General features: G+C 73.2%; 14 protein-coding genes. 13 read left to right on the forward strand and 1 reads right to left on the reverse strand.

Translation table 11 applies throughout. From position 1 onward, the window contains the following. The first annotated feature begins 39 nt into the window (after positions 1-39). The 3 genes from ehuD to J3486_RS23760 all read left to right on the forward strand — a co-directional run bounded on the left by ehuD (position 40) and on the right by J3486_RS23760 (position 2411). The gene (gene ehuD / locus J3486_RS23750) at positions 40-657 is read left to right on the forward strand and encodes an ectoine/hydroxyectoine ABC transporter permease subunit EhuD (protein ID WP_207823590.1); all 618 of its coding nucleotides are present in this window, start codon (positions 40-42) and stop codon (positions 655-657) included. Next, positions 647-1471, forward strand: coding sequence for an ectoine/hydroxyectoine ABC transporter ATP-binding protein EhuA (ehuA, locus tag J3486_RS23755; RefSeq protein WP_207823471.1), 825 nt, complete (start codon positions 647-649; stop codon positions 1469-1471). The genes ehuD and ehuA overlap by 11 nt, the downstream gene beginning before the upstream one ends. A gap of 172 nt (positions 1472-1643) precedes the next feature. Beyond that, entirely contained in the window at positions 1644-2411 is a 768-nt protein-coding gene (locus tag J3486_RS23760) for an IclR family transcriptional regulator (protein ID WP_207823473.1), read from the forward strand. A gap of 76 nt (positions 2412-2487) precedes the next feature. Here the strand turns inward: J3486_RS23760 and J3486_RS23765 are convergent, their stop codons facing one another. Further along, a complete protein-coding gene (locus J3486_RS23765) occupies positions 2488-3312 on the reverse strand; it encodes a BTAD domain-containing putative transcriptional regulator (RefSeq protein WP_207823474.1) in 825 nt (274 codons plus the stop codon). Positions 3313-3742: 430 nt separating this feature from the next. Here J3486_RS23765 and J3486_RS23770 point away from each other — a divergent pair, with 430 nt between their 5' ends. The 10 genes from J3486_RS23770 to J3486_RS23815 are packed head-to-tail and all read left to right on the forward strand — an operon-like array spanning position 3743 to position 16539. Continuing rightward, positions 3743-4732 (forward strand): ScbA/BarX family gamma-butyrolactone biosynthesis protein, encoded by a 990-nt coding sequence (locus tag J3486_RS23770; protein WP_207823476.1) that lies wholly within the window; start codon positions 3743-3745, stop codon positions 4730-4732. Beyond that, positions 4729-5400, forward strand: coding sequence for an HAD family phosphatase (locus J3486_RS23775; RefSeq protein WP_207823478.1), 672 nt, complete (start codon positions 4729-4731; stop codon positions 5398-5400). Before J3486_RS23770 ends, J3486_RS23775 begins: the two co-directional genes overlap by 4 nt. Next, positions 5400-7151, forward strand: a complete 1752-nt coding sequence (locus J3486_RS23780) for an FAD-dependent monooxygenase (protein ID WP_207823480.1) — start codon at positions 5400-5402, stop codon at positions 7149-7151. Before J3486_RS23775 ends, J3486_RS23780 begins: the two co-directional genes overlap by 1 nt. Next, the gene (locus J3486_RS23785; RefSeq protein WP_207823482.1) at positions 7148-7330 is read left to right on the forward strand and encodes a hypothetical protein; all 183 of its coding nucleotides are present in this window, start codon (positions 7148-7150) and stop codon (positions 7328-7330) included. The genes J3486_RS23780 and J3486_RS23785 overlap by 4 nt, the downstream gene beginning before the upstream one ends. Further along, entirely contained in the window at positions 7327-8412 is a 1086-nt protein-coding gene (locus J3486_RS23790; RefSeq protein ID WP_207823484.1) for an NAD-dependent epimerase/dehydratase family protein, read from the forward strand. Before J3486_RS23785 ends, J3486_RS23790 begins: the two co-directional genes overlap by 4 nt. A 2-nt stretch (positions 8413-8414) precedes the next feature. Then, positions 8415-10661: an MMPL family transporter gene (locus J3486_RS23795; RefSeq protein ID WP_207823486.1), complete on the forward strand. Its 2247-nt coding sequence runs from the start codon at positions 8415-8417 to the stop codon at positions 10659-10661. Then, on the forward strand, positions 10645-11796 hold the full coding sequence (locus J3486_RS23800) for an alpha/beta hydrolase (protein ID WP_207823488.1): 1152 nt from the start codon (positions 10645-10647) through the stop codon (positions 11794-11796). The genes J3486_RS23795 and J3486_RS23800 overlap by 17 nt, the downstream gene beginning before the upstream one ends. Then, positions 11793-12938, forward strand: a complete 1146-nt coding sequence (locus J3486_RS23805) for an alpha/beta hydrolase (protein ID WP_207823490.1) — start codon at positions 11793-11795, stop codon at positions 12936-12938. The genes J3486_RS23800 and J3486_RS23805 overlap by 4 nt, the downstream gene beginning before the upstream one ends. 42 nt (positions 12939-12980) lie before the next feature. Further along, entirely contained in the window at positions 12981-15221 is a 2241-nt protein-coding gene (locus tag J3486_RS23810) for an MMPL family transporter (RefSeq protein ID WP_307804909.1), read from the forward strand. A 16-nt stretch (positions 15222-15237) separates the two neighbouring features. Continuing rightward, positions 15238-16539, forward strand: a complete 1302-nt coding sequence (locus J3486_RS23815; RefSeq protein ID WP_207823492.1) for a metallophosphoesterase — start codon at positions 15238-15240, stop codon at positions 16537-16539. Positions 16540-16588 lie beyond the last annotated feature (49 nt).

Below are 16588 nucleotides of genomic sequence, written 5' to 3' on the forward strand. Positions count from 1 at the left end.
GCCGCTTCGAACTGGGACTGGTCCGCCGTCTCCGACTTCATGCCGCACTTCTGGGACGGCGTCGTCGAGACCCTGAAGATCCTGGTCCTCGGTTCCCTCATCTCCTTCAGCGTCGGCCTGGTGTGGGCGCTCGCCCTCCGGGCGCCGACCCGGTTCGTGCGCTGGCCGGTCGGGATCGTCACGGAGTTCATCCGCAACACCCCGCTCCTGGTGCAGCTGTTCTTCCTGTACTTCGTGCTGCCGGACTGGGGCATCCAGTTCTCCGCGCTGACCACCGGTGTCATCGCGATCGGCCTGCACTACTCGACGTACACCGCGCAGGTCTACCGCGCCGGCATCGAGGCCGTCCCGGCAGGACAGTGGGAGGCGGCCCGCGCGCTGAGCCTGCCGTACGGCAGGACGTGGACGGCCGTGATCCTGCCGCAGGCGATCCGCCGCGTCGTGCCGGCGCTCGGCAACTACGTCATCGCGATGCTGAAGGACACCCCGCTGCTCGCGGGCATCGGCGTCCTGGAGCTGCTGCAGCGCTCGCGCCTGGAGGCGGCCCAGACGTTCCAGTACACGGAGGCCCTGACGGTCGTCGGTGTCGCCTTCATCCTCATCGCCTACCCCTCTTCTCTCCTCATCCGAGCTCTGGAGCGCCGCCTTGTCCGCTGACGCCACCCCGTCCAAGAACACGCAGGAGCAGGCCAACCCCAAGGTGGACGGCAGCGAGCTGATCCGCTTCGACAAGGTCGTGAAGCGGTTCGGCGGCAACACCGTCCTCGACGAGCTGGACTTCTCCGTCGCCTCCGGCAAGCACGTGACGCTGATCGGCCCGTCGGGCTCCGGCAAGACGACGATCCTGCGGCTGCTGATGACGCTGCTCAAGCCCGACCAGGGCACGATCAGCGTGAACGGCGACTACCTCACGCACGAGGAGAAGAACGGCAAGCTGGTCCCGGCCGGCGAGAAGCACATCCGCGAGGTCCGCAAGAACATCGGGATGGTCTTCCAGCAGTTCAACCTCTTCCCGAACATGAAGGTGCTGCGCAACATCATGGAGGCGCCGGTCACCGTGCTGGGCCTGCCGAAGGACGAGGCGGAGCAGCGGGCCCGGGAACTGCTCGACATGGTCGGCCTGGCCGACCGCTGCGACGCCTACCCCACCCAGCTCTCCGGCGGCCAGCAGCAGCGCGTCGCCATCGCGCGGGCGCTCGCGATGCGCCCCCAGGTGCTGCTGCTCGACGAGGTCACCTCGGCGCTCGACCCGGAACTGGTGGCGGGCGTCCTGGACGTGCTGCGCGACATCGCGCACACCACGGACATCACCATGCTCTGTGTGACCCACGAGATGAATTTCGCCAGGGACATCTCGGATCAGGTTCTGATGTTCGACTCCGGCCGGGTCATCGAGTCCGGATCCCCGGAAAAGATCTTCAGCGACCCGGAACACGAGCGCACCCGGGAATTCCTGAGCGCGGTCCTGTGACCAGCCGTTCACGGACTGGTGCATGACTTTGGCATATGCCAGGGTGGCGCGTTCCTGCTGAGAGGCATGGAATGCGCCACCAATCTCCCCAACAGCCGCCCCTATTGGGTGCGTTGGCGGCTATCGTGGACGGAGCCCAGCTGTCCGGAACCGTTCCATGCAGGGGGATGCCGTGGCGCTGAAGCCCGAGAAGGACGCTTCGCACCAGCCGCACCAGTCGGTGCAGCACGCGCTGCGCGTGCTCGAAGCCGTCGCCCGTCGCGGCGTCGGCATCACCGACACCGAGCTGGCCCGCGTCACCGGTCTGCCCGTCGACGGGCTGACCGCACTGCTGCGCATGCTCCGCCGCGAGGGGTACGTCCAGCAGACCGCCGACGGGGCGTACGTGACCGGTGCGACCCTGGCCCGGCTCGGCGCGGCCGACGGCCACGAGGCCGCCCTCACCGAGACGCTCCAGCTCACCCTCGACGAGCTGCGCGACACCGTGGGCGCGGCCGTCTACATCAGCCGGTACATCGACGGCGAGGTCCGCATCACGCAGTACGCGGCGGGCCCCGAGGCCCCTCCGGTGAACGAGTGGGTGGACTTCCGGGTCTCCGCACACGCCAGCGCGGTCGGCAAGTCACTCCTCGGCCAGCTCGACGTCAACGGCCGGCGCGATCACCTCTCCCGGCACAAGATGGCCCGCCTCACCTCGCGCACCATCACCAACGAGAAGGTGCTGCTCTCCAAGCTCGCCGCCCAGCCACCGACCGTCCCCGTCCTGGACATTCAGGAGTACGCGGTGGGCACGGTCTGCGCCGCGGTGCCGATCACGGCCGGCGCCTCCGTCGGCTGCCTGGCCCTCTCGCTCCCGGTGGAACACGCGCACCGCCTCCACCGCGCGGCCGACCGGCTCAACAAGAGCGCGGCGCCGGTACTGCTGTCCCTGGCCATCTGAGTCCCCTACGTACGGGAAGGGGCCCGCTGCCGCAAGCAGCGGGCCCCTTCACGTCACAGTCATCGCCGTGGCCGGTTCACTCGCACAACTGCCGTGACATCACGTCGGGTTCCCACTCCAGCTCCCGGACCGTCGCCGGCTCCGGCTCGGGGCGCCGCGCCCCGCCCTGCGCGGGCACCGCGCGCACCACCATCAGCTTGGGGTCCTGGTCGAGGATCTGATGGTGCAGCCGCCGCAGCGCCCGGCCCGGGTCGGTGCCCAGCTCGGTCACCACGCGCCGCCGGTACTCGTCGTACACGGCGAGCGCCTCCGCGCCGCGGTCCGCGCGGAACAGGGCGAGCATCAGCAGCCAGCTGAAGCGCTCGCTCAACGGGTGCTTGTGCAGCATGAAGTAGAGATACGGAATCGCGTTGCGATGCCGGCCCAGGTCGAGCTCCAGCTCCGCGCGCAACTCCATGTCGGCCAGGAACCGTTCGTCGCGGTAGACCCGCTCACGCTCCAGGATCGGCGCGTCGAGGCCCTCGGCCAGCGGCCCCGTCACCAGGATGCGCGCCGAATCCAGGTGCTGCGCGGCCTTGTGCAGACTGCCGGTCAGCGCCAGGGTGGTACCGGTGGCCGCCAGTTGCTCGTAGACGTAGAGATCGATCCGCTCCTTGTCGATGTCGAGCCGGTACCCACCGCCCTCCCACAGCAGTCGCGGCGCCTGCCCGCAAGCGCCTGGACCGGCCGCGGCGAGCGCGCCGCGCAGCCCCGAGACGTACTTCTGCACCAGGTTCTTCGCGTAGGCCGGTGCCTCGTGCCCCCACAGGGCCCCGATCAGCTGATCGGGCCCGGTCGGCATGTCGAGCCGGAGCAGGAGGGTGGCGAGCAGTGCTTGCTGTTTCGGTGGCCCGAGAGCCACCGCGGCCCCGTCCACCACTAATTGAAGCGGACCGAAGAGAACGAAACGTGAGCCCTCCTGGTCAGCAGCGTCGCGCCCGAAGTGTCGCAGGAGAACGCTAGACATTTTCCCCCAAATGCCGTGCTCAGCAGGCCGAAGGGGGACGTGCGCCGTTGCACGGGCCGCTCCGGCCGCTCGAACGGATCGACAGTAGCGGTTACCGCCCGGTTGGAACAGGCAATGGTCTCGCCAAGTCACGTCAAAGGGGTTGACAGCAGGCCGACCTGCCTGAGTCGTTTCAGTGACCCGCCGCTGCGCCGAACCGCCCCCGCGCGCGCAGTCTCACGGCCTTCCTCGATCCTTCCGCGGGCGTTCCGCGCTTGTGCCGCGGTCCGTTCCAGCGCGTGCGTGCAGGGTGCAGGTGCATCAACCGACCGAGTTGAGAGGCACCATGACCGTCCCCGCCGCACAGCACGAGCCCACGGCCACCACGTCCCTCCGCTACGACTCCACCGTCCCGCGCGCCCTCGTGCACCGGGCCGCCGTCGCCGAGGTGTTCCTCACCGACTCCCGCCGGAGCCCCGGCCGGCCGGACACCTTCGAGGTCGCCGCCCAGCTGCCCCGCGCCCACATCATGGGCGAGAGCGCGCTCGCCCATGACTTCCTGCTGCTCGTCGAGATACTCAGACAGTCGGGCGTGTTCATAGCCCACGAGTACGAGAACGTGCCGCTGGACGACGCGTTCATCTTCCGCGGGCTGCGCACCTGGCTCAGCGATCTCGACGCGATCCGCGCCCAGGACCGCCCCGCCGAGGCCGTCGTCACCCTGACCTGCGCGCCGCAGCGCAAGCGCAACGGCCGGGTGCAGGCCCTCGACTTCGACGGCCATGTCTCCATCGACGGCCGCCGGGCGATCCGGCTCGACGGCGGCCTCGCCTTCTTCTCCCGGTCCGTGTACAAGGCGCTGCGCGCCCGGCACCGGGCCGCCCTCGACGCCGAGACCGGCCCCCTGCCCACCTACGCCCGGGCCCAGCCCGGCGAGGTCGGCCGGGTGAACCCGTACAACGTCGTCATCACCAAGCCGCTGCCTGCGGGGGGCAGCGCGCTGTCCGCAACCGTCATCGCCGACCAGTCCCATCCGCACCTCTTCGACCACCGGCTCGACCACATCCCCGGCAACCTGCTGCTCGAAGCGGCCCGGCAGCTCGCCTGCGCCTCGGTCGCCACCCTGCACAGCATCGCGGCCGACACCCTCCAAGTCGTCTCGCTGGACGCCGACTTCAGGGAGTTCGCCGAGCTCGACCTGGTCAGCAGGGCGGTCGCCACGGTGGAGCAGTTCCGGGTCGACGAGACGCTGGGCACGCTCGTGGTGCCCGTCGTCGTCGACGTGGCGCAGCGCGGGCACACGGTCGCCTCGTTCCGGCTCGAGGTGGCCCAGTGAACGAGCCGGTCAGGGGAATCGTCTGCGACTACGGCGGCGTCCTCACCAATCCGCTCCAGGAGACCTTCGCGGCCTTCGCCGACACCGTGGGCGTGCCCCTCCCACAGCTGCAGCGGGCCTTCGCCGCGGCCACCGCCGCCGACGGCCGCTCCCCCATGGCCGATCTGGAGACCGGCCGGTGCACCGAGGAGGAGATGGTGCTGCGGGTGCTGCGCGAACTGCCCGGCGCACCCGGTCTCGAACTGCTCGGCGGCCGTCCCTTCGGGGAGCTGTGGTTCCGGGCCCGCCTCGTCAACGAGGAGCTCGTCGGCCATCTGCGGCGCTGGCACGCGGCCGGCTGCACGCTGGCCCTGCTCACCAACAACGTCCGTGAGTGGCGCCCGCGCTGGCGTGCGGGGCTGCCGGTCGACGAGCTGTTCCACACCGTCGTCGACTCGTCGGAGGAGGGCGTGCGCAAGCCCGACGCGGAGATCTACCGGCGGCTCGCGGACCGGCTGCCCGTGCCGCTCACCCAGTGCCTCTTCGTCGACGACCTGGCGGACAACCGCACCGCGGCCGAGGCGCACGGCATGACCGCCGTCCCCTTCACCTCCACCGCGGACGCCGTCCGCCGCATCGACGCCCTGCTGCGTGAACGCGGGGTCCACCAGCCCAGGAGCGCAGCCTGATGTCCGAGCCGAACGCCTCCGACTCCGTCCTCGTCGTCGGCGCGGGACCCACCGGCCTCGCCACCGCCTGCACCCTGTACCAGCACGGTGTGCCCTGCCGGATCGTGGACCGCAGGCGCGGCCCGGCCTCCGAGCCCAAGGCGCTGATCCTGTGGAGCGGGGCGCTCGAAGTGCTGCGCCGCATCGGCGTGGACCAGGAGCTCGTCAACCGCGGACTGCCGCTGGCCGGGGCGAGCTACTGGTCGCGCGGGCGGGCCGTGGGCCAGGTGCGCTTCGGCGCGCTCGCGGGCACCGCCTTCCCGCACCCGCTGTGCGTGCCCCAGTCGGTGACCGAAGTCGTGCTGTACGAACGGCTGTTGCAGCTGGGCGGGCAGGTCGAGTGGAACACCGAGGCCATCGACATCAAGGTGGCGTCGGCCGACGGCCCCGCCGCCGACTCGGTGATGGAGGTGACGCTCGCCGCCGACAAGGCGTACGCGCCGACGGACGCCAGGCCGCGCTGGCTGATCGGCGCCGACGGCGCCCACAGCCGGGTCCGCGAGGCCGCGGGCATCGCCTTCGAGGGCGGCAGCTACGCCCGGGACTTCCTGCTCGGCGACGGTGTCTACGAGGGCGACCTGCCCGCAGAGGAGGTCCAGTACCACCTCACGCCGCGGGGCGTCCTCGTGGTCGTACCGCTGCCCGGCGGCGGTCACCGCGTCTTCTTCGACCGGGCGCCGGGGCCGTCCACCGCGGCCCCGACCGAGGCCGAGCTGCAGCAGCTCATGGGTGAGCGGGGGCCGGCCGGCTGGCGGCTCGACCACACCTGGTGGCGCTCCACCTTCCGGGTGCACACCAAGGTCGCCTCGACGTTCCGCCGCGGCAGCGTCTTCCTCGCGGGGGACGCGGCGCACTGCCACAGCCCGGCCGGCGGCCAGGGCCTGAACACCGGGGTGCAGGACGGCTACGACCTGGCCTGGAAGCTGGCCGCCGTCACCCACGGCGCCGACCCCCGGCTGCTGAACAGCTACGAGGCCGAGCGGCGGCCCGCGGCGCTGCGCGCACTGCGCAACTCCGACCGGCAGACCAAGCTGTGGATGCTGCGCGCCGGGCCCCGCAGGTTCGCCCGCGACCTGCTGCTGACGGCGGCCACCCGGTCCGGCGCCCTGGACCGCCGGCTGGTGCCCGAACTCGCCCAGATCGACCCGGACCTGGCGGGCAGCCCCGCGGTGCCCGGGTCGCTGGACGCCGCTCCCGGGTCCGCGTCCGGCGGCCGCTTGGCCGCCGAGCGGGGGCCGCGGGCCGGGCGACGGCTCCCTGACACCCCGTGGCAGCCGCTGTCCGGCACCGACAGTTCCTCGGCCCACGCCCAGCTGGCCACCGGCCGGCACACCCTGCTGGTGCTCACCTCGGGCCGCCCCGGCACCGGCGCCGAACTGGCCCGCACGGCCGCCCTGTCGGTGCGGCGGTCGCCGCTGCACGGGCAGACCGACGTGGTGCTGCTCGCGGGGCGCGCCGACGACGGGCCCGAGTCCGTCACCGACCCGTCGTACGCGGTCGCGGTCGACCGGGAGCAGCGGCTCAGCCGCTGGGCGGCGAACGGCCCGCTCCTCGTCCTCGTACGCCCGGACGGGGTGGTGGCCGCCTGGTCGGCGGGCGCCGGTGCGGACGTCCTGGTGCAGCGGGCGCTGTCCGGGGCGGCCTGCCGGACCGCCGCGCGGCCCGCGGCGGCCGACCGGCCCGGCGCCGGCGAGGGGCGGCGCGCGGCATGACCGAACCCGCCCCCGCACCCACCCCGCTGGCCGCCGCGGTCCTGGTCGGCGCCTGGTCGGGACCCGCCGGACTCGGCGCCCTGACACGGCCGCTGTTCGCGGAGGAAGAACCGCGTCCCCGCGTCGCCCGCAGCCACGCCCCCGATCCCGCCCCTGACGACAGAAGGCACGCCGCATGACCGGGTCATCGCTCCCGCCGCACGACATGCCCCTGGACACCGTCCTGGTGACCGGGCCGACCGGGCTGCTCGGCCACGCCCTGGTGACCGCGCTGCTCGAACGCGGCACCGAGGTGCGGGCCCTGGTCCGTGACGAGCACCGGGCCCGGCAGGTGCTGCCCGACCGCCCCGGGCTCCGCCTCGTGCCCGGCGACGTCACCGACGTCTCCGGATTCGCCTCCCGGCTGCGCGGCTGCGACGCCGTGTTCCACCTGGCGGCGTACTTCCGCGAGTACTACCAGCCGCACGCCGACGTCGATCTGCTGATGCGCACCAACGTCCGGGCCGTGCACGAACTGCTGCACGCCGCCGCCGAGACCGGCGTACCGACCGTCGTGCACACCAGCTCCACCGGCGCCCTCGCCCCTGACCCCGCCCGCGGCCCCGCCGACGAGGACACCCCCAACGGATCCGCCGACCAGCGCCACGCCTACCGGGCCAGCAAGGTCAGGGCCGAGCAGGTGGTCGCCGACTTCACCGCCCGCTACGCCGAGCACGGCGTCCGGGTCCCGATGGTGCTGCCCGGCTGGATGTGGGGGCCGGGCGACTCGGGCCCCACGTCGGCGGGCCGGCTGTTCCTCGCCGTCGCCACGGGCCAGGTGCGGGCGCTGCCCCGCGTCGGCAACCATCTGGTGGACGCCCGCGACGTGGCGGACGCCCTGGTCGCCGCCGCCCTGCGCGGCCGTCCGGGCCGGCGCTACATCGCCGCGGGCCGCTGGCACACCCTGGCCGAGATCAGCGCGGGCATCGTGCGCGCCGCCGGGTCCGGCACCGTGCCGCGGCAGATCCCCGCCGGCACCGCGCTGGGCCTGGCCGCCCTGGCCGAGACCGCCGCCCGGTTCAGCGGCAGAACGCCGGTGGCCACCCGCACCGGGATCCGCACCCTGATGGAGGGCCACCACGCACGGTTCTCCTCCACCCGCGCGACCCGCGAACTGGGCGTCACCTTCCGGCCGTTGCACCAGACCCTCGCCGACCAGGCCGCGTGGCACCGCGTCCGGGGACAGCTGCCCCTGGACGCGGCCCCGGCCGGGAGGCGGTGACCGTGCTCAGCTCGTTCGCGCGGGCCGCGGTGGCCAGGCCCCGTCTGGTACTCCTCGCCGCGCTGGCCTTCGTCGTCCTGTCCGCCGTCTTCGGCGGCGGCGCCGCCGACCGGCTGCGGGCCGGGCAGGGCACCGAGAACCCGGCCGCGCCCTCGGCCCGCGCCGCCGACGTCCTGGAGGAGCACTTCCCCTCCAGCCGCCCCAACTTCGTGCTGCTCGCCCACGGCGCGCACGGCGTCAACGACCGCCGTGCCGCCCGCGAGGGCCTGCTCCTCGCCGACCGGCTCGCCTACGAGGACTCCGTCAGCGGTGTCGTCTCGTACTGGCAGACCGGCTCGGACGCCCTGAAGTCGAAGGACGGCAAGGACGCGCTGATCATCGCCCATCTGGACGGCGACGAGGCCGCGGTCGGCCGGGCCGCGCACCGGCTCGCCCAGTCCTATCGGGGCGAGCACGGCCCGCTCACCGTCCGGGCCGGCGGCACCGGCGAGGTCCTCAACACGGTCGAGCGGACCATCGCCGAGGACCTGGTCACCTCCGAGCTGATCGCGCTGCCGCTCACCCTGGCCATCCTGGTCCTCGTCTTCCGCAGCGCCGTGTCCGCGCTGCTCCCGCTGGCCGTCGGGGCCGTCGCCATCACCGGCACCAACCTGGTGCTGTGGGTGATCGCCGGATACACCGACGTGTCGGTGTTCGCGCAGAGCCTGACCACCGCGCTCGGCCTCGGACTCGCCATCGACTACGCGCTGTTGATGCTGCGCCGGTTCCGCGACGAGCGGGCCGCCGGTGCCGACGTGCCGACGGCGGTCGCGACGATGCTGCGCACCGCGGGCCGCACCGTGGCCTTCTCCGCGCTGACCGTCTCCGTGGCGCTCGCCGCCCTGCTGCTGTTCCCCCTGTTCTTCCTGCGTTCCTTCGCGTACGCCGGTGTCTCGGTGGTGCTGCTCGCCGCGGCCGCCGCCCTGGTGGTGCTGCCGGCGCTGCTCGTGGTGCTCGGCCCGCGGGTGGACGCCCTGGACGTGACCCGTCCGCTGCGCAGGCTGCTGCCGGCCGGGGGCGGCCACACGTTCTGGGCGCGGCTGACCACGACGGTGAGCGGCCGCGCCCCGCTCTTCGCGGCCGGGTCGCTGCTGCTGCTCGTGGCGCTGGGACTGCCGTTCCTCGGCGCCCGGTTCGGCATGGCCGACGACCGCCAGCTGCCCGCGACGGCCGAGCCCCGCACGGTCCAGCAGACCGTCAGGGACCGGTTCGACGGCAGCGAGACCGCGGCGATCGACGTCCTGGTGAGCGGCGCGGACCTGCGGCACGTCGCGGGCTACGCGCGGCAGGTGTCGGCGCTGCCCGACGTCGCCGAAGTACGCACCCCCGCGGGCGTGTTCAGCCAGGGCCGGCGCACCGAACCGCGGACCCCGGTCGACGCCCTGCGCGAGTCGGGCTCCCGGGCCTGGGTGCAGGTGGTGCCCGTGGACGGAGTGGAGACGGTGTCGCCGCGCAGCCAGGAGCTGGTGCGGGCGATCCGGCGGATCGACAGCCAGGTCGACGCCGAGCCCGCGGGGCAGGCCGCCGAACTCGTCGACACGCAGGAGGCCATCGGCGACCGGCTCCCCGCGGCCCTCGCCCTGATCGTCGTGACGACCCTGCTGCTGGTCTTCCTGCTGACCGGGAGTGTGCTCGTCCCGGTGCAGGCGGTGCTCCTGAACGCGCTCAGCCTCACCGCGATGTTCGGCTCGGTCGTCTGGGTGTTCCAGGACGGCCATCTCTCCGGACTGCTCGGCTTCACCCCGACGGGGTTCGTGGACACCGCCCTGCCGGTGCTGATGTTCTGCCTGGCCTTCGGACTCTCCATGGACTACGGGGTGTTCCTGCTCGCCCGGATGAAGGAGGAGTACGACCGCGGCGGCGACCATCTGCGCGCCGTGCAACTGGGCGTGCGCCGCACCGGGGGCATCGTCACCGCCGCCGCGCTGATCCTCTCCGTGGTGCTGGTCTCGATCGGCTACTCGCGGATCACCAACACGATGGTGCTCGGCCTGGGGGTGGCCCTGGCCGTCCTCGTCGACGCGACCGTCGTGCGATGCCTGCTGGTCCCCTCGGTGATGACGCTGACCGGCCGGGCCACATGGTGGGCCCCTGCGCCCCTGCGGCGGTTCCAGCGCCGGTTCGGCATCCGCGAGGAGTCCGGGCCGCGGCCCGCCGACGCCCCGGGTCCGCTCGGCTCCCAGGAGGTGCGTCATGCTGCGGCGCGCTAGATTCCGCGGTGTTCTCGGTGTCCTCGGGGCGCTGCTCGCCCTGGCCGCCCTGCCGGTGCTCGGCGCTCTGGGCCGGGACGGCGCCGCCACCGCGTCGGCGGCGGCCGCGCCCGATCCGGCCGCGGCCCGCCGGGCCACCGCCGCCCGGCTCGCCGCCGAGGACATCGCCGACATCCCGGTGCGGTTCCGCGTCGTCAACCGCAACCGCTCAGGGCTGGCCTGCAACACCGACGGCAGGACGTACACGATCCGCGGCCATCTCACCGCGCCCGCACGCCTGTTGGCCGGGACGTCGGCCCCGGCGGTCACCTTCTACCAGCACGGTCTGGCGGCCGGCGAGTGGTACTGGCGCATCGACGTGCCCGGCTACCACCACAGCGAGGAGCTGGCCCGGCGCGGCCACGCCTCGCTCACCATCGACCGGCTCGGCTACGGCGCCAGCGACAAGCCCGACGGCCGCGCGCTGTGCCTGGGCGGCGACGCCGACATGACGCACCAGATCGTCCAGCAGCTCAGGGCGGGCACGTACCGCGCCGAACGCGCCGAGCCGGTGCGCTTCGACGACGTGGTGCTCGCCGGACACGACCGGGGGGCGCAGATCGCCGAGATCGCCGCGTACTCGTTCCGGGACGTGGACGGCCTGGTGCTGACCGGCTGGAGCGACAGCGGGCTCACCGACGAGGACGACGCCCGGTTCTTCGCCGCGCTCACCTCGTGCATGCAGGGCGGGGTGCCCGCAGGATCCGGCCGCGGCGCCGGGGGCTACACCCATTTCGACGTCGGCGCCCGGGACTTCGTGCGGGGCAACGCCGCCGCCCCCGACCGGCGGGCCCTCGCCGTGGCGAAGGACCTGCAGAGCCGCCACCCGTGCGGGGTCCAGGTCTCCCAGCTGGAGGGCGTCCTCGTCGACACCCGCAGGCTGCCGGAGATCGAGGTGCCGGTCGCGCTCGTGTACGGCGCCGAGGACCGCCGCGTGCGCGGCGGCGAAGCGCACCGCGCCCGGTTCACGGGAGCCTCCGGCACCGACCTGCTCACGGTGGCCGGCGCGGGCCACTTCCTCGGGGTGGAACACGGCGCGCGGCAGGTGCAGGACTTCATCGCCTCCTGGCTGGACGAGAAGGGATTCGACCGGTGACACGCAGTTCCGTACCGGCGCGGGCCGGTGTGCTCGCCGCCGCGCTGGCCCTGGTCGCCGCCGCGTTCCCGGGCGCGGTCGCGCTCGCGGGAACGCCGCAGGACCGTACGGCGCGGCCCACGGCCGCGGCGGCGCGGCCCGCGCCCGCCGCCGGACGGCCGGCGCAGCGCATCGTCGACGTCCCCGTCGCGTTCGAGGTGCGCAACCTCAACCGGACCGACAGCCAGTGCACCAGCGACGGCAAGAAGTACACGATCCGTGGCCATCTGACGGGCCCCGAAAGGGAGTTGAGGCCGCGCGGCGGCAAGCGCCCGCCGGTCACCCTGTACGTGCACGGCACCAACACCGGCGAGTGGATCTGGCGCCTCGGCGTCGAAGGCCGCGATTACACACGGGAGTTGGCCGAGCGCGGGCACGTCTCGCTCACCATCGACCGGCTCGGCTACGGCGCCAGCGACATCCCGGACGGCTTCGACTCGTGCAGCGGCGCCCATGCCGACATCGCGCACCAGATCGTCGAACGGCTCAAGCGGGGGTCGTACGACGTCGAGGGCGCCGAACCGGTCCGGTTCGGCAAGGTGTTCCTCGGCGGCCACTCCAGTGGCGCCCTGGTCGCGGAGACCGTCGCCGCCTCGTTCGGCGACGTCGACGGCCTGGTCCTCACCGGGTGGGCCGCGGTCGGCGTCACCGGGGAGACCAACCGCCGCTTCCTGGCGGCCTATTCGGTCTGCCAGAAGGGCGGCGAGCCGAAGCGGAAGGCCGGCGACCCCCGGGGGTACGTGCACTTCGACCCGGTCCGCGAGGACTTCCTGGCCGGCGGGCTCGGACCCGACGCGGATCCCGCGGTGACCCGCGCGATCACGGGGCTGTGGCCGCGCAACCCCTGCGGGGTGATGGCCTCCGAGCCCGCGGGGATCCTCACCGACCTGCGGCTGATCGGCCGCATCAAGGCTCCGGTGTTCCTCGCCTTCGGCGCGAAGGACGTCCTGCGCCAGGGGGTCGAGCGCTACCCCGCCCTGTTCACCGCGAGCACGGACGTGCGCTCCCTGACCCTGGCGCGCTCCGGCCACTTCGTGACCGTCGACAAGGACGCGCCGCTGCTCTACGACGCCGTGGACCGCTGGCTGGACAGCAAGAGCTGACACCCCGACCCGCCCCTCCCCCCAGAAGAAAGGCATCAGACAGTGGCAACCACCCCCACCCCATCGACGGCGGAGCGGGGGCCGACAGCGTCCCGCGGTCCGGCGTCCGCCGAGGACACGGCGCTGCACCGGCTCGGCGGACGGATCGCCCGCCGCCCCCGGCTGGTGATCTGGCTGAGCGTGCTGCTCACCGTCGTCGGTCTCGCGCTGGCCGCGGGCGCCATGGACCGGCTGGTGCTCAGCCGGTTCGAGAGCCCGGGATCCGAGTCGCTCGACACCCGGGCCGTCCTGGCCCGCGAGTTCGACAGCGGCACCCCGAGCGTGCTGCTCCTGGTCACCGCCAGGAACGGCGATGTCGACTCCGCGGCCGTCACGACGGCCGGCCGTGACCTGGAGCTGGAGCTCGCCGACCAGAAGGGCGTGGCGGAGACCGCCTCCTACTGGTCGCGCGGCAAGTCACCGGTGATGCGCTCCGAGAACGGCCGGCAGGCGCTGGTGATCGCGCGGATGTCCGGCACGGTGACCGAGGCCAGGACCCGGCTCGCCGAGTTCGCCCCGGACTTCGCCCGTTCCGACGCGACGGTGAAGGTCGAGGTCGGCGGCGGTGACGAGGTGTTCCGGCAGGCCGCGGAGCAGGCCCGCACGGACTTCCTGCGCGCGGAGATGATCGTCTTCCCGCTGGTGCTGCTGTTGCTGGCCTTCATCTACCGGCGCTTCAACGCGGCGCTGCTCACCCTCGGCATGGGCCTGTTCTCGGTGATCATGACGCTGGCGCTGATGCGTCTGCTCACGTCCTTCACCGACGTCTCCACGTTCGCGGCCAACCTCACCCTGGTGATGGGCATCGGCCTCGGCGTCGACTACAGCCTGTTCGTGATCAGCAGGTTCCGCGAGGAGCTGGCCGCGGGCCACGAGCCGGCCGAGGCGACCCGGCGCGCGGTCGGCCGGGCGGGCCGCACGGTGGCGTTCAGCGGTCTCACCGTCATCGTGTCGCTGGCCTGTCTGCTGCTCTTCCCGTTCCCGTTCCTGCGGTCCTTCGCCTACTCGGGCATCGCGGTCGTGCTCACCTCGGTCTTCGCGGCGCTGGTCATCCTGCCCGCCGCCCTGGCCCGGCTCGGCCACCGCGTCCGGCGCAAGAAGCCCGCGCCCGCGGGTGACACGGGCTGGTGGCACACCACCGCGCTGCGCATGATGCGCCGCCCGCTGGCGTACGGCATTCCGGCCCTGGCCGTGCTGCTCGCCCTGGCCGCGCCCACCCTGGGCATCTCCTTCGGCACCCCGGACGACCGGGTGCTGCCCGCGGAGGTGTCGAGCCGGGTGGTCCAGGACCAGATCCGCTCGGGCTTCGCCGCCGAGGAGATGGACGCCGTCCAGGTGCTGCGGCCCGGCCTGCCGGGCGACGCGTCGGGGCGGGACGAGATCGACGCGACCGCGGTGAAGCTGTCGCGGGTGCCCGGTGTCCAGCAGGTCGACGCGCTCACCGGCAGCTACGCCGACGGGCGCCGCGTCCTGGAACCGAACGACAGCGCCGAGCGGTTCGCCTCCGGCCGGGACACCTGGTTCTCGGTCGTCGCCTCCCAGGACGCGCTCGGCGCCGACCCGGACCGGGTGATCTCCGACGTCCGGGCCGCCTTCGGCGACGACGAGGTGAAGGTGGGCGGCTACCCGGCCGAGCTGAGCGACTTCCGCTCGGTCCTCGTGGAGCGGCTGCCGCTGGTCCTGGGTCTTGTCCTGCTCGTCACCTTCGTCATCCTGTTCCTGATGACGGGCAGTGTGCTGCTCCCCGCCAAGGCCATGGTGCTCAACGCCCTGAGCATGGCGGTGATGTTCGGCGCCCTGGTCTGGGTCTTCCAGGACGGGCATCTCTCCGGCGCGCTCGGCTTCACCTCCACCGGAACGCTGGAGCCGAGCATCCCGATCCTGATGTTCTGCACCGCGTTCGGGCTCTCCATGGACTACGAGGTGTTCATGCTGTCGCGGATCAAGGAGGAGTACGACCGTACCGGCGACAACACGGCCGCGGTCGCCGCGGGCCTGGAGCGCAGCGGCCCGCTGATCACCTCGGCCGCCGTGATCCTCGCCGCGTCGTTCGCGACGTACGCGTCCTCGGGCATCGTCTATCTCAAGATGCTGGGCCTGGGCATGGTGGTGGTCATCCTCGTCGACGCCACCCTCATCCGGGCCGTCCTGGTCCCCGTCCTGATGCGGCTCGCGGGCCGCGGCAACTGGTGGGCCCCGGCGCCGCTGCGCAGGCTGCACGCCCGGTTCGGCATCGCCGAGTAAGGAAGAGGCAACCCCCATGCTGGGATTCGGCCTGTACGCGGCCATGGTGGCGGGCTCCGCGCTCTTCCACTTCTATCTGTGGGTCCGGCTGGTGCGGGACACCACGCGGGCCGGCACCCGGTCCCGCCGGGTGGGCACCGGCGCGGTCATCTGCTCGGCGGTCCTCGCCCCGGCCACCCGCATCCTGCTCCCGTTCCTCGGTCCGGACGACGGGGCGTGGCTGGCCTGGCCCGGCTATCTGCTGATCGCCGTCCTGCTGTATCTGCTCACCGGCCTGGTCCTGGCGGAACTGCCGCGGGCCTGGGCGGCGTCGCGGATCCGCCGGGCCGAGCGGGCGGCGGGCGGGGCCGGCGTACCGGAGCCGCTGCCCACCGAGGCGGTGCCGGCCGCGGCGGGCGCCGGCCCGGCGGTCGCCGCACCTCCGGCCGCACCTCCGGCCGCGGCGCCGGCGGCGCCGGAGCCACCGGTGCGGCACATCGACCGGCGGCTGTTCCTGGGCCGCACGGTCGGCGCCGTCGTCGGCACCGCCGCGCTGGGCACGGTGGGCTACGGGGTGTCGAGCGCGCTCGGCGACCCGCTGGTCAAGCGGGTGCCGATCAGGCTGGCCAAGCTGGATCCACGCGCCGCGGGCCTGCGGATCGCCGTGGTCAGCGATCTTCATCTGGGCCCGATGCTGGGCCGTGCGCACACCGAGCGCGTGGTGCGGATGGTGAACGGGCTCGAACCCGACCTGGTGGCGATCGTCGGCGACCTCGCGGACGGCACCAGCGCCCAGCTGGGCCCGGCCGTCACCCCGTTCCGTTCGCTGGAGTCCCGCTACGGGAGCTTCTTCGTGACCGGCAACCACGAGTACTTCTACGACGACGTCTCGGGCTGGGTGGACGAGGTGCGCGGTCTTGGCGTGCGCCCGCTGCTGAACGAGCGGGTGGAGATCGTGCACAACGGGGTCGCCGTGGACCTCGCGGGCGTCGAGGACGTCACGGGCGAGGAGCACGGCCGGGGCCCGGACTTCGACCGCGCCCTCGCCGGGAGGGACGCGTCACGCCCGGTGGTGCTCCTGGCCCACCAGCCGGTCCTGGCCGACGAGGCGTCCCGGCACGGCGTCGACCTTCAGCTGTCGGGCCACACCCACGGCGGCCAGATGGCGCCGCTCTCGGCGGTGGCGGCCCTGTCCAACCCGGTCCTGGCCGGCCTCGGCACGGTGGGCGACACCCAGCTCTACGTCACCCGCGGCACGGGTTTCTTCGGCCCCCCGGTCCGCGTCGGCGCACCCCCGGACATCAGCCTCCTGGAACTCCACCCACCCAAGACCACCTGACCCACGCCCCCCGAAGGCCCTCACCGCACCCCGGTGGGGGCCTTCCCTT

It is taken from the genome of Streptomyces sp. VRA16 Mangrove soil (genome assembly GCF_017377775.1).
In the GTDB taxonomy this organism is placed as follows: domain Bacteria; phylum Actinomycetota; class Actinomycetes; order Streptomycetales; family Streptomycetaceae; genus Streptomyces.

What these genes read in the sequence shown, in the direction of transcription:
- J3486_RS23785 (WP_207823482.1), top strand. Translation starts at nt 7,148, where the DNA reads ATGACCGAACCCGCCCCCGCACCCACCCCGCTGGCCGCCGCGGTCCTG.
- J3486_RS23790 (WP_207823484.1), top strand. Translation starts at nt 7,327, where the DNA reads ATGACCGGGTCATCGCTCCCGCCGCACGACATGCCCCTGGACACCGTC.
- J3486_RS23815 (WP_207823492.1), top strand. Translation starts at nt 15,238, where the DNA reads ATGCTGGGATTCGGCCTGTACGCGGCCATGGTGGCGGGCTCCGCGCTC.
- ehuD (WP_207823590.1), top strand. Translation starts at nt 40, where the DNA reads ATGCCGCACTTCTGGGACGGCGTCGTCGAGACCCTGAAGATCCTGGTC.
- J3486_RS23780 (WP_207823480.1), top strand. Translation starts at nt 5,400, where the DNA reads ATGTCCGAGCCGAACGCCTCCGACTCCGTCCTCGTCGTCGGCGCGGGA.
- J3486_RS23800 (WP_207823488.1), top strand. Translation starts at nt 10,645, where the DNA reads ATGCTGCGGCGCGCTAGATTCCGCGGTGTTCTCGGTGTCCTCGGGGCG.
- J3486_RS23770 (WP_207823476.1), top strand. Translation starts at nt 3,743, where the DNA reads ATGACCGTCCCCGCCGCACAGCACGAGCCCACGGCCACCACGTCCCTC.